The following is a 23,560-nucleotide window of genomic DNA, read 5'->3' on the forward strand; positions in this document are numbered from 1 at the left end:
CGAACAGCATTGGTTTCTGTTCAGTAGGTCTGATCAGGTTCCGGTGGTTATAGCGAGGAGGAAACGCCCGGTCCCATTCCGAACCCGGAAGCTAAGCTCCTCAGCGCCGATGGTACTGCACTGGTGATGGTGTGGGAGAGTAGGACGCCGCCGGACTTTTCTTTGTCGGTAACGCCGTTATCGACCCTGATGATTACCCGTTTTCACGGGATCAGGGGTCGGTAGCGGCGTTACTGCTATGTGGGCCCGTGTCGTTCTGTCGGCGACGCCCAGTACGTTGTTGACCGGAGGTGCGGAGTGGCCGACGCAGGTAGGTACGGACGCGGGGACGCGGGCGGGGACGACCGGCGCGGTGACCGCGCGGGCCCACGTGATGGCGCCCCACGCGGCGAACGGCGCTCCGGTCCCGGTTCCGCGGACGCCCGGGGTGACCGCGGCGCCCCCCGGCGCGACGCCACCTCCGGCGGTGAAGGGCGGCCGGCTCGTGCCGGTCGGCCCGGCGGACACAGCAGCGCCGGCGGTGGCGCACGCTCACCGCGCCCCCAGGGAGCCAGCTTCTCCCGCGGCGCACGCCCCCACGACGGGGCTCGCGGCACCAACGATCGCCGCGCGTCCCGCGACGGCGACGACCGCTCGCCCCGCTCCGACGGCCCCCGCAACTCCTCCGGCGGCACCTCCTCCCGTGGTGAGGGCGGCAGCAGCGGCAGCGCCCGAGGCGACGGTGACCGCAATTTCGGTGACCGCAGTTATGGTGGCCGCGGCTCCGGTGACCGCAGTTTCGGTGGCCGTAGCGTCGGCGACCGCCCGGCCCGAAGCGATGGCGCCCGCAATTTTGGTGATCGCTCGTCCCGGAGCGATGGCGCCCGCAATTTTGGTGACCGCTCGTCCCGGAGCGACGGCGCTCGCGATTCAGGCGACCGGCCGTCCCGCGGCGAGGGCACCCGCGGCTCCTACGGCGATCGCCCCTCGCGCGGCACCAGCGACCGCGGCTCTAGCGACCGCGGCTCTAGCGCTGGAGCTCGCGGCTCCTACGGTGATCGCCCCTCGCGCGGCGACAGTGACCGCGGCTCTTCCGGTGACCGCTCTTCTTCTCGCGGCGATGGCTCGCGGGGCTCCTACGGTGATCGTCCCTCGCGCGGCGACGGAGACCGGCGCTCGTTCGGCGACCGGCCGGGTCGGGACGCTCGTTCCTCCTCGGGCGATCGTGGATCTCGCGGGGACCGTCCGTCCGGCGGCGACCGCTCTTCGAACTACGATCGCTCCTCGAACAACGATCGCTCGTACGGCGACCGTCCGTCTCGCACCGACCGCCCGGCTTACGGCGATCAGCGCGGGGGCGACCGGTCGCGTGGCGGGGGTCAGTCGGGGGAACGGTCGTTCGGTGACCGGCCGTCCCGTGGCGACCGGCCGGGTGGCGGTGACCGCTCCTTCGGGGACCGGCCGTCGCGTGGCGATCGTCCCTCCTACAGCGACCGCAACGCGGGCCGCGGGCGCCCCGGCGGCGACCGGCCCTCGAGCGGCGATCGTCCCGGGGGCGGCGATCGGTTCCGGAGCGGTGGCGGTCCTGGAGGCGGCGACCGGGCTGGGGGCGCAGGACGCTCCGGCGGCGACCGTTCGTACGGGGATCGGTCGGCGCGTGGGGATCGTCCCGCCTACGGCGACCGGGGAGCCGGCGGTGGTTCGTACGGCGACCGGCCGGCGCGCGGGGATCGGCCTGCGTACGGCGAGCGTGCCGGGGGAGACCGTCCCGGTGGTGGGCGCGGTGCCGGTGGCGGGCGGCCGTCGTCCGGGGAGCGCGGTGGCCGGGATGGCTACCAGGACCGGAACTCGCAGGGCGACCGTGGTTCGCACGGGGACCGGGGTTCGCAAAGCAGTGGTTCGTTCGGAGACCGGAACTCGCGTGGCGACCGGAGCTCGTACGGGGACCGGAGCTCGCAGGGCGACCGTTCGTACGGCGATCGGGGCTCGCGGGGCGACCGGTCCTACGGCGACCGGGGCTCGCAGGGCGAGCGTTCGTATGGGGACCGGGGCCCGCGCGGCGATCGGGGTTCGTCCGGGGACCGGGGCTCCTACGGTGACCGGCAGCGGCCGGGGCGGGGTGGACGGCCGGACTCGCGGGGTGGTGCGTCCCGGTCGGCGCGGCCGGGGTCCAGTGGGCCGATCGTGGTGGGGTCGACGGGGCGGCCGCGGCCGCCGGGTCCGGACATTCCCGCCGACATCGAGGTGCGCGACCTCGACCGTGAGGTGCGGGCGGAGCTGCGTGCGCTGCCGAAGGGCGCGGCGGACACCGTGGCGCGTCACCTGGTGGCCGCGGGGCGGTTCCTCGACACCGACCCGGCGCTGGCGTTGGAGCACGCTCAGGCGGCGCGTCTGCAGGCGGCGCGGATCGCGTCCGTGCGGGAGGCCGTGGGGATCGCGGCCTACCACGCCGGGGAGTGGAAGCTGGCGATCGGCGAGCTGCGTGCGTGGCGGCGGCTCACCGGTTCGGATGCGCACCTCGCGGTGATCGCGGACTCCGAGCGGGCGCTCGGCCGGCCGGAGAAGGCGATCGAGCTCGCGGCCAGCCCCGAGGCGGCGCGGCTCGACACCGAGACACGGGTCGAGCTGATGATCGTGGCCGCCGGGGCCCGGCAGGACCAGGGCGACCTCGAGGGTGCTCTGGCGACGCTCGACGTGCCCGAGTTGCGGACGCAGCGGGCGTCGGACTGGCTCGCGCGGCTGCGGTACGCCTACGCCGAGTTGTTGCTCGCCGCGGGGCAGGTGGACACGGCGCGGGAATGGTTCGTGCAGGCCGCTGACGCGGACGTCGACGGGGCTACCGACGCCGACGAGCGGGTGCTCGACCTCGACGGGTTCCTCTTCACCGAGGAGGGCACCGAGCACGACGACGCCGACGACGAGCGCGACCTGGTCGAACCCTTCGACGAGGACGAGTCCGACGATGCCGACGACGCCACTTCCCTCGACGAGAACGCCACCCACGACGACGCCCAGGACGACGACGCCCAGGACGACGCTTCGCGCGCGCAGGAGGACGCCCCGAGCGATCGGGACGACGCTCCGAGCGCGCAGGACGGCGACGGGAGTGACCAGGACGACTTCGCGGACGAGCGGGACGACGCCTACGAGGTGGACGCCCGGGAGGACGACCTCGGCGCTGAGGTGCTGCTCGACCGTGAGGTGAGCGGCGACGACGACTGGGATGACGACGAGGACGTGGCCGATCGGCCCACCGATGAGCAGATCGCAGCTCGTGATGACCAGCCCGTTCGTGACGACCAGGACGGTCGTGACGACCAGGACGGGCGTGACGACGAGGGTCGTCGGGGCGACGTCGCTGGGTTGGTGGCCGGGGCGGACGGGGCTCTCGTGGACGAATCGGGGTCGGTCGGCGAGGGTGGCGATGGCCGGACCGGTTCCGCCGGGACGGCGTCAGGGGAACCTTCGTCGCCTGCGGTGGTTCGCGGTGTGGCGTCGGAAGAGAACGAACAGGACCACGACGGCGGGGGACGTACCGCGGGGTAGCCGGCGGGACGCCGGCGTTGCACACGACGTGTACTTCGGAGGCTGACGCATGACTGAGACGCCGGATCCGGGCTCGCCGACCGGGGAAGCGTACGACTGGTTCCGTCGCGGGGAGGAGTTGCTCCGTCAGGGCAACGCCGCGGCGGCCGCGCAGCTGTTGCAGCGGGCGCTCGCGGCGGACCCGGGCTCGCGGTCCGCGCGGGAGTCGCTGGCGCGGGCGCTGTTCGATTCCGAGCAGTACGCGGAGGCCCGCGAGCTGTTCGCGCAGATCGTGGCCGACCACCCGTCGGACGACTACGCGCAGTTCGGGCTGGGCCTGGCGGCGCTGCGCACGGGCGATCCCAAGGTGGCGGTGGAGCACCTGTCGCTGGCGGTCGCGATGAAGCCGCACGACCACCACTACGCGACCGCCCTGCGTAACGCGCGGGCGCAGAACGCGGTGGATCCGGTCGGGGGGCCGGCGACGGCGGGCGCTCCGGTCGAGGAGCAACGGCCCACGCGCGGGTCGACGGTGAACGTGCCGGTCGAGATCGAGGAACTGCTGCGCGGGATCGAACGCAGCGACGGGGCGCCGGACGACGACGCGCCCAACGGTGAGGTGCGATGACCGGGCTGCGCGGTACCGACGAGCCGCTGAGCGCGCTCTACGACGCGGCGCTCTTCGACCTCGACGGAGTGCTCTACCTGCAGGAAGATCCGATTCCGCAGGCTCCGGATGGCGTCGCGGCCGCGCGGGCGGCGGGGATGCGCATCGGGTTCGTGACGAACAACGCGTCGCGGCGGGCGCCGACCGTGGTGGCGTTGCTGGGGCGGGTCGGCGTGAAGGCGACCGAGGACGAAGTCGTGACCGCGGCGCAGGCGTCCGCGGCGCTGCTGGCCGAGGAGTTGCCGGCCGGTTCCGCGGTGCTGATCGTCGGGGCGCAGGGGCTGGCGGACGAGGTCGCGGACGTCGGGCTGCGTCCGGTGCGCTCGGCGGACGAGAAGCCCGCGGCGGTCGTGCAGGGGTTCGCGAAGGAGGTCGGCTGGGAGCAGCTGGCCGAGGCGGCGGTGGCGCTGCGGTCCGGGGCCCGGTGGGTGGCGACGAACCGGGACTTCACGATCCCGTCGACGCGGGGTCCGTTGCCGGGGAACGGTTCGCTGGTGGCCGTGCTCACCACCGCGCTCCGGCGGGAACCGGACGTGATCGTCGGGAAGCCGCATCCGCGGCTGCACCAGGAGTCGGTGCGCCGGATCGGTGCCGACCGGCCGCTGGTGGTGGGGGATCGGCTCGACACCGACATCGCGGGCGCGGTGAACGGTGGCGCGGATTCGCTGCTGGTCATGACCGGCGTGACCGACGCGTCCGGCCTGCTCGCGGCCCGGTCCGGCGAACGGCCGACGTACGTGGCCGCCGACCTGCTCAGCGGGCTCACCGAGCCGCACCCCGCGGTGCCGGCGGGGTGGACCGTCACGGCCGACGGCTCCGGTCTGGTGCTCGGCGGCGCCGGGTCCTCGCTGGACGCGCTCCGCGCGCTGGCGACGGCCGCGTGGGCGTTGCCGGGCGCGGACGACGACGCGTGGCCGGGGCCGTCCGCGGTGCGCGCGGACGGTGCGGCGGCGCAGGAGGCCCTGGACTCGCTCGGCCTCTGAACAACCCCGAACAACGACGAGCCGGGCGCCCTGCGCCCGGCTCGTGGTCGTCACCGGAGCTAGAGCAGCTTGCGGACCTGGAGCATGTCCTTGATGCCGGCCTGGACCTTGATCCGGCCGCTGACCCAGGCCTTGGCGAAGTCGAGCTCGCCGCGGCTGAGAGCCACCAGGTCGTCGCTGGAGAGCGTCAACGCGATCTGCGCCTTGGGGTCGTCGCCGTCGGTCAGGTTCTGGATCGTGCCGCCGGCGAGGCGACCGTGGAACCCGGTGCCGAGGTCGGTGATCCGGCATGCCAGCGAGCGGTCCAGTTTCGGCGGCTGACGGTCGCCGGTGTCGCCCGAGGCGATCCGGTCGGCCACGTCCTGCAGCGCTTTGCGGCACTCCTCCAGCGTCGCCATGGGTTCCTTCCGCTCGTTCGGTTCGGGTGTTCACCCGGCTCGGACGGTACCCCGGCGAAACCAACGCGGCGGGTCGCGGTGCCCGTGGTCGCGCTGCGTGTCCGGGCGGCGGATTCGCGGGCTCCGGCGTGTCCGGCCGATGTGGGCGATCAGCAGGGCTTCGACGTGCGAATCTGTGTGCTGCCGCCGGGCCGCCGTCACCGGCGGTGTGCTGGGAACTGGGACCAACGGGTAGCGTGAGGTGACTCGGCCGCGTGGGCCAACGCGGCGCAGCGGAAGGTGTCTACCCCATGCAGGAAGCACTCAAGACGTATCTCGCCCTCGCGACCGGGCTGGCCGACGTGCCGAAGAAGCAGGCCAAGGCAGCCGCGAAGAAGCTCGCGAAGAGCGGTGGCGCCACTGTCGAGCAGGTCCAGGCGCTCACCGAGGACCTCCTCAAGACCAGCCTCGAGAACCGTGAGGCGCTGACCAACCTGGTTCGGGCGGAGATCGAGAAGTCGCTGAACCGCGTCGGGTTGGCCACGGCCGATGAGGTCGGCCAGCTGACCGCTCGCATCAAGGAACTCGAGGCCGCGCTGAAGGCCGCGCAGGGTGGGGCGGGTACGTCGGCCGGTGGGCCGCAGGGTGACCCGCTCGCCGACGCCGCGGCGGGGAAGAAGGCCCCCGCGAAGGCGCCGGTCAAGGTTCCGGCCAAGGCGCCCGCGAAGGTCGCGGTCAAGAAGGTCGCGGCGAAGAAGGTGGCTCCGGTTCCGGCGGTGAAGGCGGTCACGCCGTCGGTGGCGAAGGCGGCGGCGAAGGCCACGTCGGCTTCGGAGTCGACGTCGGGGACGCAGGGTGATGCGCTGGCCAGCGCGGTGAAGTCGGCGCCGGCGAAGACCGCGAAGGCTACGGCGGCCAAGAGCGTGCCCGCGAAGAAGGCTCCGGCCAAGGAGGCGCCTGTGCCTGCGCCTGCGAAGAGCGCGCCTGCGAAGAGCGCTCCAGCCAAGAGCGCTCCGGCCAAGAGCACGCCGGCCAAGAGCGCTCCGGTGAAGGCGACGCCGGCCACGGCGACGACCACTGCGGCGACGACGCCCGCTGCTGCGCCTGCTGCGACGGCGGCGCCTTCGGTGAGCGCGTCTCCGGCGGGGGCTGTGACTCCGGCGACGACGGCGCCGGCCACGACCACCCCGGCGAAGACGGCTCCGGCGACCAAGGCGGCGAAGGCCTCCGCGGCCAAGGCGACGCCCGCGAAGTCGACGGCGGCGAAGTCGACGCCTGCGAAGGCCGCGCCTGCGAAGGCCGCTCCTGCGAGCACGCCTACGAGCACGCCTACGAGCACGTCTGCGAGCACGACGCCTGCCAAGACCGCGCCTGGGAAGAGCGCGTCTGCGAAGGCGACGCCGGCCAAGTCGGCGCCTGCTAAGAGCGCGGCGGCGAAGAGCGCGCCGGCCAAAACGGCTCCGGCCAAGACGGCTCCGGCGAAGCCCGCGTTCGCGTCGGCTCCGGCTGACTCCGCGACGGGTACCTCCGCGACCGGCGCCTCCCCGACGGGGGCTCCGGCGACGGGCACGGGCACGACAGGCACGGGCACTCCGGCGACAGGCACGGGTGCTCCGGCGACCGGCGCTCCGGTGACCGGTGCGAGCGGGGCCAGCACTCCCGCCGTCGAGGCGACTCCGGCCACTACGCCGCCCGCCACCACCACCCCGGCCAAGACGGCTCCGGCGACCAAGGCAGCCAAGGCCGCGGCCGCGAAGACGACCCCCGCGAAGACGACGACTCCCGCCAAGACGACTCCCGCCAAGACGACTCCCGCCAAGACGACCTCCGCGAAGGCGACGGCGGCGAAGTCGGCTCCCGCCAAGACCACCGCGGCGAAGTCCACCCCCTCCACCACCTCCGCGGCCAAGACCACAGCCGCCAAGGCGACCCCGGCCAAGTCGACGCCGAACGGCACCGCCGCGAAGAGCACCGCCGCGAAGAACACCGCGGCCAAGGCGACCCCGGCGAAGAGCACCGGCAACACCGACACCAACAACGCCACCGGCCCCACCGGCAACGCCGCGCCGGCCGGCGGCTCCTCGGACTCGTGACGTCCGGACCGGACCACCGAGGCTTCGGCGCGTTCGCGCCGAAGCCCGGCCCGCCCACCCCGAAACCCACTCCGCCACCAGCCCCGAGCGGCCCCACCCCGGCGAACGCCAACCGGGCGAATGTCGGCCCGGCGAACGCCAACCCGGCGAATGCCGGTCCGGGGAGCGCCGGTCCGGGGAACGCCAGCCCGGGGAACGCCGGTCCGGGGAACGCCGGTCCGGGGAACGCCGGTCCGGGGAACACCGGTCCGGGGAACACGGCCCCGGCGGACACCCCCACCCACATCGACGCCGGCGTGGCCGAGACTCAGGTGGCATCCGTGCTCGCTGAACTCGACGACCTCGAAGAGCGGCCGGTGTCCGAGCACGTCGCCGTGTACGAAGCCGTGCACCGCACGCTGCAGGACACGCTCGCCGCGGTCGACGGGAGCTGAGTGGCCCGCCGTACACGTCTGGACGCCGAACTCGTCCGCCGGGGCCTCGCGCGTTCCCGTGAGGACGCCGCGACCCTCATCGCGGCCGGAGCGGTCAAGGTCGACGGGCGGGTCGCGGCCAAAGCGGCGACCGCCGTCGACCCGGCCTCGGCGGTGACCGTCACCGAGGACACCGGCCCGAAGTACGTCTCGCGCGGCGGCCACAAACTGGCGGGCGCGCTCGAGGCCTTCCAGGTCCCGGTCAAGAACCGGCGCTGCCTAGACGCCGGCGCCTCCACCGGTGGCTTCACCGATGTGCTGCTGCGCGCCGAAGCCGCGCACGTCGTCGCCGTGGATGTGGGTTATGGGCAGTTGGCCTGGTCCCTGCGGACCGACGACCGGGTGACGGTGATCGACCGCACGAACGTCCGGACGCTCGAACCGGAGGCGATCGGCGGTCCGTGCGACGTCACGGTGGCCGACCTGAGTTTCATCTCGCTCGGGCTGGTGCTGCCCGCGCTCGCGGCGTGCACGACGCCCGACGGCGACCTCGTCCCGATGGTCAAGCCGCAGTTCGAGGTCGGCAAGGAACGGCTGGGTGCGGGCGGTGTGGTCCGCGACAAGTCCCACCGCGTCGAGGCGGTGCTCGGGGTCGCGAACCAGGCTGCGACGATGGGCCTGGGCGTGGCCGGGGTAGTGGCCAGCCCGCTTCCCGGCCCGTCCGGGAACGTGGAGTTTTTCCTCTGGCTGCGGCGGGACGCTCCGGCGGTCGACCCCGAGGCGGTCAGGACAGCGGTCGAACAAGCACCAGAGCCAGGGAGAGCTAGCTGAGATGAGTCGGCAGGCACTGATCGTCACCCACGCCGGCCGAGCGCTCAACGTCGTGCACGCCCGCAGAGTGGCGGCACAGCTCTCCGCCGCCGGGTTCGGCCTGCGGGTGCTCACCGACGAGGCGCCCGACCTGAACATCGACGCGCAGGTCGTCCGGCCGGACGAGAAGGCCGCGGTGGGCGCGGAGATCGTGTTCGCGCTCGGCGGTGACGGCACCGTGCTGCGTGGCGCCGCGCTCGCCCGCCCGGCCGGTGCCGCGCTGCTCGGCGTCAACCTCGGCCGGGTCGGGTTCCTCGCCGAGACCGAGGCCGAGCACCTGGACGAGACCGTGCGCCGGGTCGTCGAGGGCGATTACGTCGTCGACGAGCGGATGACGCTGGAGCTGACCGTCGGCCGCCCGGACGGCACCACCGCGCACGGATGGGCGCTCAACGAGGCGTCGGTGGAAAAAGCGATGCGCGAGCGGATGCTCGAAGTGATGGTGTCGATCGACGGCCGGCCGCTGTCGCGGTGGGGGTGCGACGGCGTGGTCTGCGCCACGCCGACCGGCTCCACGGCCTACGCGTTCTCCGCCGGTGGCCCGGTCGTGTGGCCCGACGTGGAGGCGATGCTCGTCGTGCCGATAAGCGCCCACGCGCTCTTCGCCCGGCCGCTCGTCACCGCTCCGACCTCGACGATCATGATCGAGGTGCTCGCCGAGGGCGTCCCAGCCGTGGTGTCCTGCGACGGGCAGCGGGTGGTGGCGATGCCGCCGGGAAGCCGGGCGGTGATCCGCCGGGGAAGCGACCCGGTGCGTGTCGTCCGGATGAGCCCGCGGCCGTTCACCGATCGCCTGGTGGCGAAGTTCGGGCTGCCCGTTCAGGGGTGGCGCGGCGACGCGGAAGCGGCCCGCAACGAGCGGGCTGTCGGTGGGGCTGGGTAGCCTCTGCCACGTGCTGGAGGAAATCCGAATCACCGGACTGGGCGTCATCGAAGACGCGACGCTGGAGCTCGTTGACGGATTCACTGTCGTCACCGGCGAGACCGGTGCCGGCAAGACGATGGTGGTGGCCGGGCTCGGCCTGCTGTTCGGCGGCCGCGCCGACGCCGGGCGGGTCCGTCGTGGCAGCGGCCGGGCGCTGGTGGAGGGGCGGCTGCGGTTCGAACCCGACGACCCGGCGCAGAAGCTCGTGCTCGACCGGGTGGCCGAGGCCGGCGCCGCGCCCGACGAGGACGGCACGTTGCTGCTCGCGCGCAGCGTCGCCGCGGAGGGCCGGTCCCGGGCCCACGTCGGCGGCCGCACGGTGCCGGTGGGCCTGCTCGGCGAGCTGGCCGAGCAGATGCTGGCGGTGCACGGTCAGTCCGACCAGCTGCGGCTGCTCTCGGCGGCCGAGCAGCGCGCCGCGCTCGACCGGTACGCGGGTGAGGAAGTCACCGCGCTGCGCGAGCAGACGAGCCGGCAGTACCAGGCGTGGCGGAAAACCGTCGGCGAGCTCACCGACCGCACGAACCGGGCCCACGAGCGCGCGCAGGAGGCCGACGCGCTGCGCTTCGGCCTCACCGAGATCGAGGCGGTCAACCCGCTGCCGGGCGAGGACGAGGAGCTGAAGGCCGAGTCCCAGCGCCTCGAGCACGCCGAGGAACTGCGGATCGCGGCCTACACCGCGCACCAGGCGCTGGCCGGTGACCCCACGGCGGAACAGGAGTCGGCCGACGTCGCGGCGCTGCTCGGCGTCGTCCGGCGGTCGCTGTCCGCTGTGGCCGGTCACGACGCGGTCCTGGCCGACGCGGGGCGCCGCGCCGACGAGCTGGCCGCGCTCTGCGGCGAGCTGGGCACCGAGCTCGCGTCCTACACCGAGAACCTGGACGCCGACCCGGCGCGGCTCGCGGCCGTGCACGAGCGGCGCGCGCAGCTGGCCGGGCTCACCCGCAAGTACTCCGACTCGATCGACGGTGTGCTGGCCTGGGCCGAGCAGGCCGCCGGGAAGCTCGCCGACCTCGACACGTCGGAGGAGGCGCTGGACGCGCTGCGGGCGCGGCGCGACGAGCTGGCCGCCGCGCTGGCGAAGTCGGCCGTCGCCCTGAGCAAGGCCCGGCAGGCCGCCGCCACCCGGTTCGGCGAGCAGGTCACCGCCGAGCTCACCGGCCTGGCGATGCCGCACGCGCGGGTCGTCGCCGCGGTCTCGCAGAAGGACGCTTCGGAGGCGGCGCCGTCGGTGGAGATCGACGGCCGGCGGCTGGCGGTCGGCCCGGAGGGCATCGACGACGTCGAGCTGCGCCTGGCGTCGCACCCGGGCGCGCCGGAATTGGCGTTGCACCGGGGGGCCTCCGGTGGTGAGCTGTCCCGCGTGATGCTCGCGATCGAGGTCGTGTTCGCCGGGGCCGGTGGCCCTCCGACGATGGTGTTCGACGAGGTGGACGCCGGCGTCGGGGGCCGGGCCGCGGTGGAGATCGGCAAGCGGCTGGCCCGGCTGGCCCGCACCCACCAGGTGCTCGTCGTCACGCACCTGCCGCAGGTCGCCGCGTTCGCCGACCACCACGTGGTCGTCGTGAAGGACTCGGACGGGTCGGTGACCACGAGCGGCCTGCGGTCGCTGTCGGCCACCGAGCGCCCGCGTGAACTCGCGCGGATGCTGGCCGGGTTGGACGACAGCGATCTGGGGCTGGCCCACGCCGAGGAACTGCTCGCGGTCGCCCAGGCCGAGAAGGACGCGGCGGCATGATCGAGATCGTGCGGCTCACGCCCGAGGACACCGCGCTGACGAAGGCCGGTTCGCAGCTGCTGCGCACCGCGTTCGGCCCCTGGCCGCCGCGCGCGGCCGCCGACGAGGACAGCGACCGGTACCGGCGCAGCACCGAGAACAACGTCGTCTTCGCCGCGGTGGAGGGGCGCGACCTGCTCGGGGTCACCTCGATCCGGCCCGACGGGCAGTGGTTCGCCGGGCGCGAGCTACCGATGGGCGGCATCTCGGCGGTGGCGGTCGCGGCGCACGCGCGGCGGCGTGGTGTCGCCCGTAAGCTGCTGACCCGCGCGATCGAGCAGATGCACGGCGACGGGCGGCCGGTGAGCACGCTCTACCCGTCGATCCCGCCGGCGTACCGGTCGTTCGGGTGGGAGGTCGCCGGTCAGCTCGCGGTCATCGATCTGCCCACGGCGGTCCTGTCGGCGGCCGGCCTGGCCGGTCCGGCCGGCGTCAAGCCGAGTACCGACGTCACGCTGCGCGCGCTCGACCGCTCCGACCCCGCCGACGCCGACCTGCAGGCCGTGCACGCGCTCTACACCGCGGCCGCGCGCCCGGCGGTCGGCCCGCTCACCCGTACCGGCCCGCACTTCCGGCTCGCGAAGCTCGCCGAGCTGGACGGCGTCGTGATCGCGTCGGTCGACGGTACGGACGCGGGGTACGCGAGCTGGAGCCGGGCGGCGGCTTCGGACGGTTCGACGCGGCTCGAGGTGCACGACCTGATCGCCGACCGGCAGGACGTCCGCGACGCGCTGCTGACGGTCGCCGGCTCCTGGCAGACGTCGATCCGGAACACCCGGGTGCGCTTGGCCGACCCGGTGCTCGGCGGGGTCGGGCTGCCCCGCGGCGGTCACACCCTGCACGAGCCCTGGATGCTGCGGCTGATCGACGTGGCCGACGCGGTCGCCGGCCGGGGCTTCGGCCCGCTGGGCGGCGAGGTCGACCTGGAGATCACCGACCCGCAGGCGCCGTGGAACGACGGGCGGTGGACGCTGTCGGTCGCCGAGGGGCGGGGCACGTTGACGCCCGGCGGCACCGGCGCGGTGAAGCTCGGGCCGCGTGGCCTGGCCGCGGTGTTCACCGGGTACGCCGGAGCCGCCGCGCTGCGCTCGGCGAACCTGGCCGATGGCGACGAGACCGCGGTGGCGCGACTCGCGGCGCTGTTCGCCGGCCCTGCCCCCTGGATGCTCGACGACTTCTAGTACGGCGATTAGTGCCCTTTGTGGGGGTTCGTGCCAGGAGGGCGCGTCGCTGCCAATCCTGTAGGTGCGCGGTGAGAGGATGCAGGGGATGCGCCTCCCGACTCTCCGACGCCCCCGCGCTGCCGATGGTGACTCCGCCACGGCAGGGCCGGCGCGACTCGACCGCCGCACCAAGCGGCTCACTCAGCGGCTCAAGCCGGGTGACGTCGCGATCATCGACCACGTCGACATCGACCGGGTCGCCGGTGACGCGCTCGTCGCGTCCGGTGTCTCGGCGGTGATCAACGCGGCACCGAGCATCTCCGGCCGCTACCCCAACCTGGGGCCCGAGGTCATCGTCGCCGCGGGCATCACGCTCGTCGACGCGGTCGGCCAGGAGATCTTCGACCGGGTCCGGGAAGGGCAGCGCGTCCGCGTCGACGGCGCGAACGTCTACCTCGGTGACGAGATCGTCGCGACCGGGCAGCGCCAGGACACCGAGACCGTCGCGGCCGCGATGACCGAGGCCAAGGCCGGGTTGTCGGTGCAGCTCGAGGCGTTCGCGGCGAACACGATGGAGTACATGAAGCGGGAGCGCGAGCTCCTGCTCGACGGCGTCGGCGTGCCGGAGATCCGCACCCAGATCGACGGCAGGCACTGCCTGATCGTGGTGCGCGGGTACGACTACCGCGAGGACCTCGACGTGCTCGGCTCGTACATCCGCGAGTTCCGGCCGGTGCTGATCGGCGTCGACGGCGGGGCGGACGCGCTGGTCGAGGCCGGGTACACGCCCGACCTGATCGTCGGCGACATGGACTCGGTCTCCGACGACGTGCTGCGCTGCGGCGCCGAGGTCGTCGTCCACGCCTACCCCGACGGGCGCGCGCCCGGCCTGGCCCGCGTCGACCGGCTCGGCGTCCGGGCCGTGGTGTTCCCGGCCGCGGCCACCAGCGAGGACATCGCGATGCTGCTGGCCGACGAGCGGGGCGCGACGCTCATCGTCGCGGTGGGCACGCACGCCACCCTGGTCGAGTTCCTCGACAAGGGACGGGCGGGCATGGCCTCGACGTTCCTCACCCGGTTGCGGGTCGGCGGCAAACTGGTGGACGCCAAGGGGGTGAGCCGCCTCTACCGGCAGCGGATGTCGTCGATGTCACTGTTCGTCCTGATCGCCTCGGGGCTGTGCGCGATGGCGGCCGCGCTGGCGATCTCCACCGTCGGCCGCACCTCCCTGCAACTGCTCGCCGAGCAGTGGGACAACCTGGTCTTCCAGCTGCAGAGGCTGTTCTCGTGATCAACTTCCGGTACCACGTGGTCTCGTTGACCGCGGTCTTCCTCGCGCTCGCCGTGGGTCTGGTGCTCGGTACGGCGGCCCTCAACGGCACCGTGCAGAACCAGCTCAACGAGCAGGTCAGCGGGCTCCGGAACAGCAACGGCCAGCTGCGTGACCAGGTCGAGGAACTGCAGACCAGAGCGGCCTCGCAGGACGAGTTCGTGCGCCAGATCGCGCCGGGCCTGCTGGCCGGGACGCTCACCGGCCGGTCCGTGCTGGTGGTCAGCGGCCCGACCGCCGACAACGACGACCGCGACCAGGTCGTGAAGATGCTCGCGCTGGCCGGCGCGAAGCCCACCGGTCAGGTGCGGCTGCGCAAGGACTTCACCGACCCGAACAAGGACGACGCGCTGCAGGACCTGGCCGCACGCGTCACCCCGGCCAGCGTCACGACGCTGCCGAACAACGGGGTGGGGGTCGAGACGTCCTCGGCGCTGCTGGCCAACGTCCTGCTGGCCGATCCGGCGAAGATCACGACCGCGAACCGCACGACGATCCTGCAGGCCTACGAGAGCCTGGGGGTGCTCGATCTGGACGGTGAGGTCACCGCGACCCCGGCGACGGCCGTCGTGATGCTGACCGGCGCCCCGGAGACCGGTACCGGCTCGGCCGACCGCAACAAGGCGTTCACCGAGATCGTGAAGCAGTTCGACACCGTGGCCGGGCAGATGGTACTGGCCGGGACGACGGCGGCGGGGGCGGGCAACCCGGTGGCCGCGGTTCGCGACGACGGTACCCTGGCCAAGGCGATCTCGACCGTGGACGGGGTCTCGCTCGCGGAGGGGCAGGTCGCCACCGCCATGGCGCTGGCCGAGCAGTTCACCGGCCGCGTCGGGCACTACGGCACCGGCAGCGGCGCGAGCGCGCGGATCCCGACGCTACGCAGCTGATTCCCCGGCAGTTGCCCGACGAGGAGGACGGCGTGCCCCCCGCACGGAGGTTCGGCACCGCGACCCTGGCGGTCGCGACGACGTTCGCGTTGCAGCGCGCGGCGGCGCGGCTCCCCGCGTCGATCAGCGACGCGTTGGCGCGGACGAACCACCGCGGTGAGCCGGTGACGCTCGCCGAAGGCCCGGTGACGGCGCTGGGCGCCACGCTCGCGGCCGTGATCGGCGTCGCGGTGGTCGCACCCCGGGTAGCGGCCGCGGCCGGCGTGGCGGGCCTCGGAGCGGCGGCGGTGGGGGCGTACGACGACGTCGTGGGCGCCCGGCCGGACCAGCGCACCGACAAGGGCTTCCGCGGGCACCTCGACGCGCTGCGCGCGGGCCGGGTGAGCGCCGGGGCGGTGAAGGTGGCCGGTATCGGCGCGAGCGCGCTCGTCGCGGGCGCGCTGCTGCCCCGGTCGCGCTCGCCGCTCGGCGCGGCGGCCGACACCGTGCTGGCCGCCACCGTCGTCGCGGGCACGGCGAACGTCGTCAACCTGTTCGACCTGCGCCCGGGACGGGCGTTGAAGGTCGGTCTGCTGGCCGCCGCTCCGCTGCTGGCCGGCGACCGGAACGGCTCCGCCGTCGTCGCGTCCGCGGTCACCGGTGCGGCCGTCACCGCGCTGCCCGACGACCTGGGCGAGCGGAGCATGCTGGGCGACGCCGGGGCGAACGCCCTGGGAGCGTTGCTGGGCGTGGCCGCGGCGGCGCGGCTCGGGCGCACCGGGCGGGTGCTGACCGCCGCCGGGCTGATCGGGCTGATGGCCGCCAGCGAGAAAGTCAGCTTCACCGCGGTGATCGCGCGCACCCCGGCGCTCGACGCGCTCGACCGCTGGGGCCGCCGCCCGCCCGCGGCGCCCACCACCGAACCTGCCGCCGGAGTGCCAACCGCTGGGGAACCGGCGGCCGAGGTCACGGCGGCACCAACGTCCTCCCGGACGGGGGAGCCGGGGCACGCCGCCGGAGAGCGGTGAGCGTGCCAGACACCGCGGCGGCCCCGGACGACACCGGGTCGCCGCCGCCCCGGGCCCGCCGCACCCGGACGCTGCTCGGCGCGGCCGGTCTGATCGCCGGGCTCACCGTCGTCGCCCGGATCGTCGGGTTCGGCCGCATCTTCGTGTTCGCCGGTGCCGTCGGCGTCACCTCGGTCGGCAACATCTACCAGGCCGTCAACACGATCCCGAACATCGTGTTCGAGATCGTCGCCGGCGGCGCGCTCGCCGCCGTGGTCGTGCCGCTGCTGGCCGGTGCCGCCGACCGGGGCGACCGGGCGACCGTCGACCGGATCACGTCCGCCCTGCTGACCTGGGCCGTCCTGCTGCTCGCGCCGCTGGCCGTCGTGATCGCGGTCGCGGCCGGGCCGATCGTCGACGCGTTGCTCCCCGGCGCGAGCGCCGCCGACGGCGAGTTCGGCCGCCTGCTGCTGCGGATCTTCGCGCCGCAACTTGTGCTCTACGGCGTCGGCATCGTGCTGACCGGTGTCCTGCAGGCGCACCGCCGGTTCGCCGGTCCGGCGCTGGCGCCGTTGCTGTCCAGCGTGACCGTGATCGCGGCCTACCTGGTGTACGGGTGGACCGAGGGCGGCGCCGCCACCGCGTCCGACGTGGGGCTGGGCGGACAGCTCGTGCTGGCGGTGGGCACCACGCTCGGCGTCGTCGTGCTCTCGCTCAGCCTGCTGCTGCCGCTGCGGGGCACCGGCGTGCGGATCCGCCCCACGCTGCGGTTCCCGGCGGGGGTCGTCGGCCCGGCGCGGCGGATGGTGGGCAGTGGCGTCGCCACGGTCGCCGGGCAGCAGGTCGCCCTGCTGGTCGTGCTGGTGCTGACCCAGGAGAGCCGGTCGGCTCCGGTCGGTTCGCTCGTCGTGTTCACCATGGCGCAGACGGTGTTCCTGCTGCCCTGGGCGGTGTTCGCGGTGCCGCTGGCGACCTCGGCGTACCCGCGCCTGGCGTCGGCCTGGGAGGGGTCGGACCGCGCCGGTTACCGCGACACGCTGCGCACGACGCTCCACGGCACGCTGGTGCTCTGCGCGCTGGCCACCGCGGCGCTGATCGCCGGCGCCGGGCCGATCGCCGCGGTGGTCACCGCGGCCGGGAACGCGGACGCCGGCCGGGCCGCGGTGGCGACGGGGATCGCGCTCTTCGCGCCGGGCCTGCTCGGCTACGGGTTGTTCGCGCTGCTCTCGCGCGCGCTCTACGCGGCCGGGCGGCCGTGGCCGGTCGCGACCGCGGTGCTCGGCGGGTGGGCGGTGACCGCGGTCGCCGACGTCGTGCTCGCGTTCGCGCTGCCGGCCGGAGACCGGGTGGCCGCGCTCGCCGCCGGCAACACGATCGGCATGACCGTGCTCGGGGTCGCGCTGCTCGTGCTCACCGCGCGGACCGCCGGGACCGGGGCGTTCCGGGGCCTCGGGCGGCTGGCCGCCGCGCTGGTGCCCGCGACCGTGCTCGCCGCGACGGCCGGGGCCTGGGTGGCCTCCGTGCTGCCCGGGGCGGGTGTGTTCGCCGCCCTCGGCGCCGGCGTCGTGACCGCGATCGTCGTCGCCGGTCTTTTCCTGGCGGTGTTGCGGCCGGTCGGACGGCTGGTCGGCGCCGAGACCGGCATCCCGCTGCGGCGACCCCGGCGCGTCGTGTCGGACCGACCAGGCATGCTGGACCCCATCGTCGATGAAGGAGAGAAGGCGTGAGCAGCGGACGGCCCCGGGTAGCGCTGGTGCTCGCGTCGAGTACGGGTGGAGTCGGGAAGCACGTGCGGTCGCTGGCCGGGCACCTGGTCGCGTCCGGGCACCGGGTCGACGTCCACGGTCCGGCCGCCACCGAGGAGCTGTTCGCCTTCCGCTCGGCCGGTGCGGGGTTCTCGCCGGTCGAGATCCCGGCCCGCCCGAACCCGCTGAAGGACGCCACCGCGCTGGCCACCCTGCGTCGCCGGCTGCGCGCCGACCGTCCCGACGTCGTGCACGCCCACGGGCTGCGCGCCGGGCTCGTCGCCGCCGCGGCCGGTCGCCGCCCGCTCGTCGTCACCTGGCACAACCTGCTGATGGCCGGCAACCCGGTGCTGCGCGGGCTCGAGCGGGTCGTCGCGCGCTCGGCCGACGTGACGCTCGCGGCGTCCGACGACCTGATCGGGCGCGCGCTGCGGCTCGGCGGGCGCGACGTGCGTCCGGGGCCGGTGGCCGCGCCGACGCTCGAGCCGCCGGTGACCTCGCGGGACGAGGTGCGCGCCGCGCTGGGCGTCGAAGGGCCGCTGGTGCTCACGGTCGGGCGGCTGCACCCGCAGAAGCGTCTCGACGTGCTCGTCGACGCGTCGGTGCGGTGGGGCGGGGCCACGGTCGTGGTCGCCGGCAGCGGGCCGGAGGAGGCCGCGCTGCGTGCCCGCGCCACCGCGAAGAACGCACCGGTGCGTTTCCTCGGCCACCGCACGGACGTGGCCGACCTGCTGGCGGCCTGCGACGTCGCGGTCGTCACCAGCGACTGGGAGGCGCGCCAGCTGTTCGCGCAGGAGGCGCTGCGGGCCGGGCGCCCGCTCGTGGCCACCGCGGTCGGCGGGGTACCGGGCCTGGTCGGCGACGGGGCCCGGCTGGTGCCGTCCGGGAACGTGGACGCGGTGGCCGGTGCGGTGAGCGCGCTGCTCGCCGACCCCGGCGAGGCGTCGGCGCTGGCGGCGCGCGGCGCGCGGATCGCCGCCGGCTGGCCCGACGAGGCCACGGTCGCGGCCCACGCGGCCGCCGTCTACGCCGAGCTCGCCGGCGCCGACGTCCCCAGTCAGGCGCCCTCGTGACGGGGGAGCGGACGATCACGCTGCTGCTCCGGGTCGCGGTGGTGTGCGCGGTGGTGGTGATCGCCGCGATCACCGGCATGACCGCGGTGCCGGGGTTGCCGGTGGCCGCTCCGGCTCCGGTCACGCCCGCGACCGCCCACGTCGTCGTGGTCGGCGTCCCGGGGCTGCGCTGGGACGACGTCGACGCGCAGCGCACGCCCGCGCTCTGGCGGCTGCTGCGCGCGGGCAGCGCCGGGGCCCTGTCGGTACGCGCCGCCGGGCCGCTGACCTGCCCGGCCGACGGCTGGGTGACGCTCGGCGCCGGGAACCGGGGCCGCGGGCCCCGGCACGGCACCACCTGCCCCGACCAGTTCCCGCTGGCCGCGCCCGACCTCGCCGCCGACGGCGGGGCCCCCCGCGAGACCGGGGCCCGGCTACCGCAGCAGGCCGACATCATCGCCCGCAACAGCGCGCTGACCCAGGGCACCCGCCCCGGAGCACTGGCCGACGGCGTGCGGTGCGTCACCGCGGTGGGGCGGGGGGCCGCGGTCGCGGCCGCGCACCCGAGCGGCCGCATCGACAGGTACGCGGCGATCCTGCCCGGCGACCCGTCCGAACTGCTCACCCGGTGCCCGGTGACGATCGTCGAGGGCCCGTCGATCTCCGACCGCAGCGGCGAGCCGACCCGGCACCGCGTGGCCGCCGCGGCCGACGCGATCGTCGCCCGCGTCGACGACGCCCGCCCGACCGGCTCGGTGCTGCTCGTCGTCGGGATCTCCGACACCGGTGACGTCCCCCGGCTGCACGTGGCGGTCGCGGTGGGGCCCGGGTTCACGCCCGGGGCCGAGCTCACCTCGCCGACGACCGGCAAGGCGCCGTTCGTCCAGCTGATGGATCTGGCGCCCACCGCGATCTCCGCGCTCGGCCTCGACCCGGTGGCGTCGATGAACGGCGTCGCGATCGTCTCCGCCGGTGCGCAGGCCGCCACCCCGGCCGGTCAGGTCGCCCGGCTGACCGACCACGACCGGGCCGCGGGGGCACAGCGGCCGCTGGTGCAGCCGTTCTTCACGATCATGGTCGTCGCCGTGCTCGCCTTGATGCTGGTCTCCTGGTGGCTGGTGTTCCGCCGCTGGCACACCGTGGTGGCCGAGTCCGGCCCGCCGGCCACCCTGCGGCCCAGCGCCCTGCGCGGCGGCGCGAGCGGCGCGGGCCTCCGCGTGGTCCCCGGCGCCGACGGAGCAACCGGAGCGGCCCCGGCGAAGGCCGGTCGGGTGCGGTGGCCGCGGGCGATCGAGGTCGTCGAGGTGCTCGCGGTGACGCTGGCGACCGTGCCGGTGGCGGCGTTCGCCGCGAACGTCGTGCCGTGGTGGCGCTCCGACCATCCGCTGTTCGTGCTCGTCGCGCTGATCCTGGCCGGGGTCGCGGCGCTGACCGGCGTCGCGTACGGCGGGCCGTGGCGCGGGCGCCCCACCGGCCCGATCGGCTGCGTGGCGATCGGCACCACGCTCGTGCTCGCCGCCGACGTGCTGACCGGCAGCAACCTCCAGCTCAACGCGGTGCCCGGCTACTCGCCGCTGGTCGCGGGGCGGTTCACCGGGTTCGGCAATCTCGCGTTCGGCGTCTACGCCGCCGGTGTGCTGATCGGCGTCGGCTGCCTGGCCCAGGCCACGCCCGGCTGGCGGCGGCCGACGCTGTTCACGGTCGCCGGCGCGGCCGCGGTGCTCGTCGTCGGGGCGCCCGGGTGGGGTGCGGACATCGGCGGCATCCTCGCGCTGACGCCGGCCGTGCTGCTCGCCGCGGTGCGGCTGTCCGGGCGCCGGGTGTCGAGCGGGGTCGTCGCCGGTGCGGCGGTGGCCGCGCTGGGTGCGGTCTCGGCGTTCGCGGCGGCCGACTACGCCCGCCCGGAGGCCGACCGTTCGCACCTGGGCCGGTTCGTCGCCCAGCTGCTCGACGGCGAGGCCGGCACGGTGATCCAGCGCAAGGCCGAGGCGAACGTCACCCTGCTGCTCACCAGCCAGCTCACGATCCTGGTGGTGGCGGTCGCGATCTTCGTGACGTTCGTGCTGCTGGTGCCCACCGCGCGGCTGCGCCGGGTGCTGGGCCTGTACCCGGCGGTGCGGGCCGGGCTCACCGGGCTCGCCGTCGCCGCGGTGCTCGGGTTCGCGCTGAACGACTCGGGCGTGGCCGTGCCCGCCTTCGCCGCGATGGTGGCGGTACCGCTGGCCATCGCGCTCACGATCCGGGTGGCGCTGGCCGGTCGCCGGCCGGCGCGCCGGGATCTGCCGGTGTGGAACTCCTCGGCTCCTTCCGCCCCGCCTCCGCCGTCGCCCGGACCGGGCTCCGGCGGGGCACCGGACGACCCGTCCGACCCGTCCGACCCCGAGCCGCCATCCGGCTCGTCGCCGGGCGAACCCCCTTCGACCGGCGGAGACCCCGTTGTGCCTGCGCCCATCACGGTGAGCGAAGCCCCACGCCCCGACCCGGAGACCCCGCCCGACGCCGACGGCTCGCCCCGGGTGCCCCGGGCGCGGACGGAGGCCGGGGAGGACGAGACCGTGGCGACCCAGGGACGGGTGTCGCGGTGAGAGGCCACCCCCGCCTCGTCGGTGGGCTCGTCGGTGCGGCCGCGGCGGTCGTCGCCGTGCTGCTCACCCCGTCGTCGGTCGCCGCGCGCCCGGCCACCGAGACGATCCGGTCGGACGCGGTGATCGTCGTCGGCGTGGCCGGCCTGCAGTGGACCGACGTCACCGCCGACCGCACGCCCACGCTGGCCAAGCTCGCCACCAGCGGCTCGGTCGGCACGCTGTCGGTCCGGGCCGCCCCGGCCGTCACCTGCGCCGGTGAGGGCTGGCTGACGCTCGGCGCCGGCCGGTCCTCGGCGATCGTCGAGCCGTCGGAGATCGACACCGCCGAGGGCTGCGGCCCCCGCACCGCCCCGCCGGTCAGCGCCCGTCCGAAAGGCTCCGGGGCCGCGGTCGACGGCTGGGAGGACCTCGCCGCGCTCAACCGCGGCCTGCGCTTCGGCGCGAAACCGGGGCTGATCGGCACCCGGCTCAACTGCACGGGCGCGGTCGGCCCGGGTGCCGCGCTGGCCGCCGCCGACTCGTCCGGGAACGTCGACGTCTACCGGCCGGCGCTGCCCGCCGACCCCGGTCCGCTGCTGCGCGCGTGCCCGTTCACCGCGATCGACCTCGGCATCCTGCCCGACCCCGCCGGCTACGCGGCCCGGCGGGCCGAGGCGCTGCGCCTGCTCGACTCCGCGCTGGCCCAGATCGAGGCCACCCGGCCGGTCAACTCGACGCTGCTCGTCGTCGGCGTGTCCGACACCGACGCGACCGACGGCCGCCTGCACGTCGCGATCGCCGACGGGCCGGGCTTCGAGGCCGGCTGGCTGCGCTCGCCCAGCACCGGCCGCGAGCCGTACCTGCAGCTGGTGGACATGGCCCCGACCGTGCTCGCGGTGCTCGGCGAAGCGGTCCCCGACGACATCGCCGGGCGGCCGGTGATCCGGTCGGACACCGAGCGCCCCGGCTTCGACGCCACCCGCGAGGAACTCGTCGACGCCGACACCGCGGCGGTGTCGCGCAAACACCTGGTCGGCACGTTCCTCGCCGGGTTCGCCGGGCTGTGCGCGATCGTCTACGGCGTCGCGGCCTGGCTCATCCGGCGGCGCGAGCCGGCGGCGCCGGCGCGGCGCCACGGCGCGGTCGCGGTGACCGCGCTCGGCACGTTCCCGGTGGCCACGTTCCTGGCCAACCTGGTGCCGTGGTGGGCCGCCGACCCCACCACCCCGGCGCTGGCCGGCGCGGTGCTCGGCGCGATGACGCTGGTCACCGCAGTCGCGGTCGGGCCGCCGTGGGGCCGCACGGCCACCGGGCGGCTGGCCGCGATCTCCGCGATCACCGTGCTGGTGCTGCTCGCGGACGTGGCGACCGGGGCGCGTCTGCAGTTGAACAGCCTGCTCGGTTACACCGCGCTGGAGGGCGGACGCTACGTCGGGTTCGGCAACGTCGCGTTCGCGGTCCTCGGCACCGCCGCGGTGCTGCTCGCGGCCGCGCTGGCCACCGGACGCCCGGCCCGGTCCGCGGTGGCCGTCGCGCTGGCCGTCGCCGTGCCGGTGATCGTCGTCGAGGGCTCACCGGGGCTGGGCACCGACTTCGGCGGCATCCTCACGCTCGTGCCCGCGTTCGGCGTCCTGACGCTGCTGGTCGCCGGGCGGAAGGTCACGACCGGCAAGGCCGCGGCGGTGCTCGGCGGGGGCGCCGCGCTGGTCGCCATGCTGGCGATCGCCGACTACCTGCGCCCCGAGGAGGACCGCACGCACTTCGGGCGGTTCGTCGCCACCGTGCTCGACGGCAACGGGCTGGCCACCGTCGACCGGAAGATCCGCGCGAACCTCGACCTGCTGTTCGCCGGCCCGCACACGGTCGTGGCCGCGCTGCTGCTGGTCGTGGCGGCCGTCGCGGTGTTCCGCCCGCCGGCCGGGCTCCGGGTCGCCTACCGGGCCCACCCGGGGCTGCGCACCGGCCTGCAGGTCGTCGTGGTGCTCGGGCTGCTCGGGTTCGCGGTCAACGACTCCGGTATCGCGATCCCGGTGAACGCCGCGCTGATCGCGCTGCCCGCCGCGGTGGCGGCGTGGCTGCGTCCGTATCCACCGAGCAAACTCGGAGCGACTACGGAGAGTGCCCCCGACGACGAGAAAACGTCGGACACGCCCGCACGCTCCGCAGAGGCCACCGCAGACGTGTTACCGTGAAATTCCGTGGGCGCGCGGGCCACCAGGCC

The 23,560-nt window shown here is 74.9% G+C and carries 15 protein-coding genes, 1 rRNA gene and 1 pseudogene; 15 read left to right on the forward strand and 2 right to left on the reverse strand.

Going from position 1 to position 23,560, the window contains the following annotated elements:
* The first annotated feature begins 39 nt into the window (after positions 1-39).
* The 4 genes from rrf (at position 40) to CRYAR_RS12255 (ending at position 5,154) form a co-directional block, all read left to right on the forward strand.
* Positions 40-156: ribosomal RNA gene (gene rrf, locus CRYAR_RS12240) — 5S ribosomal RNA — on the forward strand.
* A gap of 2,007 nt (positions 157-2,163) precedes the next feature.
* Positions 2,164-3,525, forward strand: a complete 1,362-nt coding sequence (locus CRYAR_RS42990) for a hypothetical protein (protein ID WP_157017606.1) — start codon at positions 2,164-2,166, stop codon at positions 3,523-3,525.
* A 49-nt stretch (positions 3,526-3,574) separates the two neighbouring features.
* Positions 3,575-4,132 carry a tetratricopeptide repeat protein gene (locus tag CRYAR_RS12250; protein ID WP_063725704.1) on the forward strand — a complete coding sequence of 186 codons (558 nt, stop codon included), beginning with the start codon at positions 3,575-3,577 and terminating at the stop codon, positions 4,130-4,132.
* Positions 4,129-5,154 (forward strand): HAD-IIA family hydrolase, encoded by a 1,026-nt coding sequence (locus tag CRYAR_RS12255; protein ID WP_035850691.1) that lies wholly within the window; start codon positions 4,129-4,131, stop codon positions 5,152-5,154. Before CRYAR_RS12250 ends, CRYAR_RS12255 begins: the two co-directional genes overlap by 4 nt.
* Positions 5,155-5,213: 59 nt before the next feature.
* Here the strand turns inward: CRYAR_RS12255 and CRYAR_RS12260 are convergent, their stop codons facing one another.
* Positions 5,214-5,552 carry an SCP2 sterol-binding domain-containing protein gene (locus CRYAR_RS12260; protein ID WP_035850692.1) on the reverse strand — a complete coding sequence of 113 codons (339 nt, stop codon included), beginning with the start codon at positions 5,550-5,552 and terminating at the stop codon, positions 5,214-5,216.
* A 283-nt stretch (positions 5,553-5,835) separates the two neighbouring features.
* A complete protein-coding gene (locus tag CRYAR_RS42995; RefSeq protein WP_157017608.1) occupies positions 5,836-7,575 on the reverse strand; it encodes a hypothetical protein in 1,740 nt (579 codons plus the stop codon).
* A gap of 483 nt (positions 7,576-8,058) precedes the next feature.
* Here CRYAR_RS42995 and CRYAR_RS12280 point away from each other — a divergent pair, with 483 nt between their 5' ends.
* The 11 genes and pseudogenes from CRYAR_RS12280 to CRYAR_RS12330 all read left to right on the forward strand — a co-directional run bounded on the left by CRYAR_RS12280 (position 8,059) and on the right by CRYAR_RS12330 (position 23,531).
* Complete coding sequence (locus CRYAR_RS12280; protein WP_035850693.1) at positions 8,059-8,868, forward strand: TlyA family RNA methyltransferase; 810 nt, start codon at positions 8,059-8,061, stop codon at positions 8,866-8,868.
* A 1-nt stretch (position 8,869) separates the two neighbouring features.
* Positions 8,870-9,790 (forward strand): NAD kinase, encoded by a 921-nt coding sequence (locus tag CRYAR_RS12285; protein WP_051570074.1) that lies wholly within the window; start codon positions 8,870-8,872, stop codon positions 9,788-9,790.
* Between the two features lie 10 nt (positions 9,791-9,800).
* Positions 9,801-11,570 (forward strand): DNA repair protein RecN, encoded by a 1,770-nt coding sequence (recN, locus tag CRYAR_RS12290; RefSeq protein WP_035861983.1) that lies wholly within the window; start codon positions 9,801-9,803, stop codon positions 11,568-11,570.
* Entirely contained in the window at positions 11,567-12,790 is a 1,224-nt protein-coding gene (locus CRYAR_RS12295) for a GNAT family N-acetyltransferase (protein WP_035850694.1), read from the forward strand. Before recN ends, CRYAR_RS12295 begins: the two co-directional genes overlap by 4 nt.
* An 88-nt stretch (positions 12,791-12,878) precedes the next feature.
* Positions 12,879-14,063: a putative cytokinetic ring protein SteA gene (steA, locus tag CRYAR_RS12300; protein WP_035850696.1), complete on the forward strand. Its 1,185-nt coding sequence runs from the start codon at positions 12,879-12,881 to the stop codon at positions 14,061-14,063.
* On the forward strand, positions 14,060-14,992 hold the full coding sequence (locus tag CRYAR_RS12305) for a copper transporter (protein WP_035850697.1): 933 nt from the start codon (positions 14,060-14,062) through the stop codon (positions 14,990-14,992). Before steA ends, CRYAR_RS12305 begins: the two co-directional genes overlap by 4 nt.
* Positions 14,993-15,024: 32 nt before the next feature.
* Positions 15,025-15,999, forward strand: coding sequence for a hypothetical protein (locus CRYAR_RS12310; RefSeq protein ID WP_211247404.1), 975 nt, complete (start codon positions 15,025-15,027; stop codon positions 15,997-15,999).
* Entirely contained in the window at positions 15,996-17,705 is a 1,710-nt protein-coding gene (gene murJ, locus CRYAR_RS12315; RefSeq protein WP_211247405.1) for a murein biosynthesis integral membrane protein MurJ, read from the forward strand. The genes CRYAR_RS12310 and murJ overlap by 4 nt, the downstream gene beginning before the upstream one ends.
* Positions 17,702-18,807, forward strand: a pseudogene (locus CRYAR_RS12320) (glycosyltransferase family 4 protein); the annotation flags it as partial. The gene murJ and the pseudogene CRYAR_RS12320, both read left to right, overlap by 4 nt.
* Positions 18,793-21,360, forward strand: coding sequence for a hypothetical protein (locus CRYAR_RS12325; protein ID WP_051570075.1), 2,568 nt, complete (start codon positions 18,793-18,795; stop codon positions 21,358-21,360). The pseudogene CRYAR_RS12320 and the gene CRYAR_RS12325, both read left to right, overlap by 15 nt.
* On the forward strand, positions 21,357-23,531 hold the full coding sequence (locus CRYAR_RS12330; protein WP_051570076.1) for a hypothetical protein: 2,175 nt from the start codon (positions 21,357-21,359) through the stop codon (positions 23,529-23,531). Before CRYAR_RS12325 ends, CRYAR_RS12330 begins: the two co-directional genes overlap by 4 nt.
* Positions 23,532-23,560 lie beyond the last annotated feature (29 nt).

Origin of the sequence: Cryptosporangium arvum DSM 44712 (assembly GCF_000585375.1) — a bacterium.
Classification (GTDB): Bacteria; Actinomycetota; Actinomycetes; order Mycobacteriales; family Cryptosporangiaceae; genus Cryptosporangium; species Cryptosporangium arvum.

Excerpts from the sequence above, each read along its gene's own strand:
- steA (WP_035850696.1), top strand. The coding sequence starts at position 12,879 with ATGCGCCTCCCGACTCTCCGACGCCCCCGCGCTGCCGATGGTGACTCC.
- CRYAR_RS12255 (WP_035850691.1), top strand. The coding sequence starts at position 4,129 with ATGACCGGGCTGCGCGGTACCGACGAGCCGCTGAGCGCGCTCTACGAC.
- CRYAR_RS12260 (WP_035850692.1), bottom strand. The coding sequence starts at position 5,552 with ATGGCGACGCTGGAGGAGTGCCGCAAAGCGCTGCAGGACGTGGCCGAC.
- CRYAR_RS12250 (WP_063725704.1), top strand. The coding sequence starts at position 3,575 with ATGACTGAGACGCCGGATCCGGGCTCGCCGACCGGGGAAGCGTACGAC.
- CRYAR_RS12295 (WP_035850694.1), top strand. The coding sequence starts at position 11,567 with ATGATCGAGATCGTGCGGCTCACGCCCGAGGACACCGCGCTGACGAAG.
- CRYAR_RS12285 (WP_051570074.1), top strand. The coding sequence starts at position 8,870 with ATGAGTCGGCAGGCACTGATCGTCACCCACGCCGGCCGAGCGCTCAAC.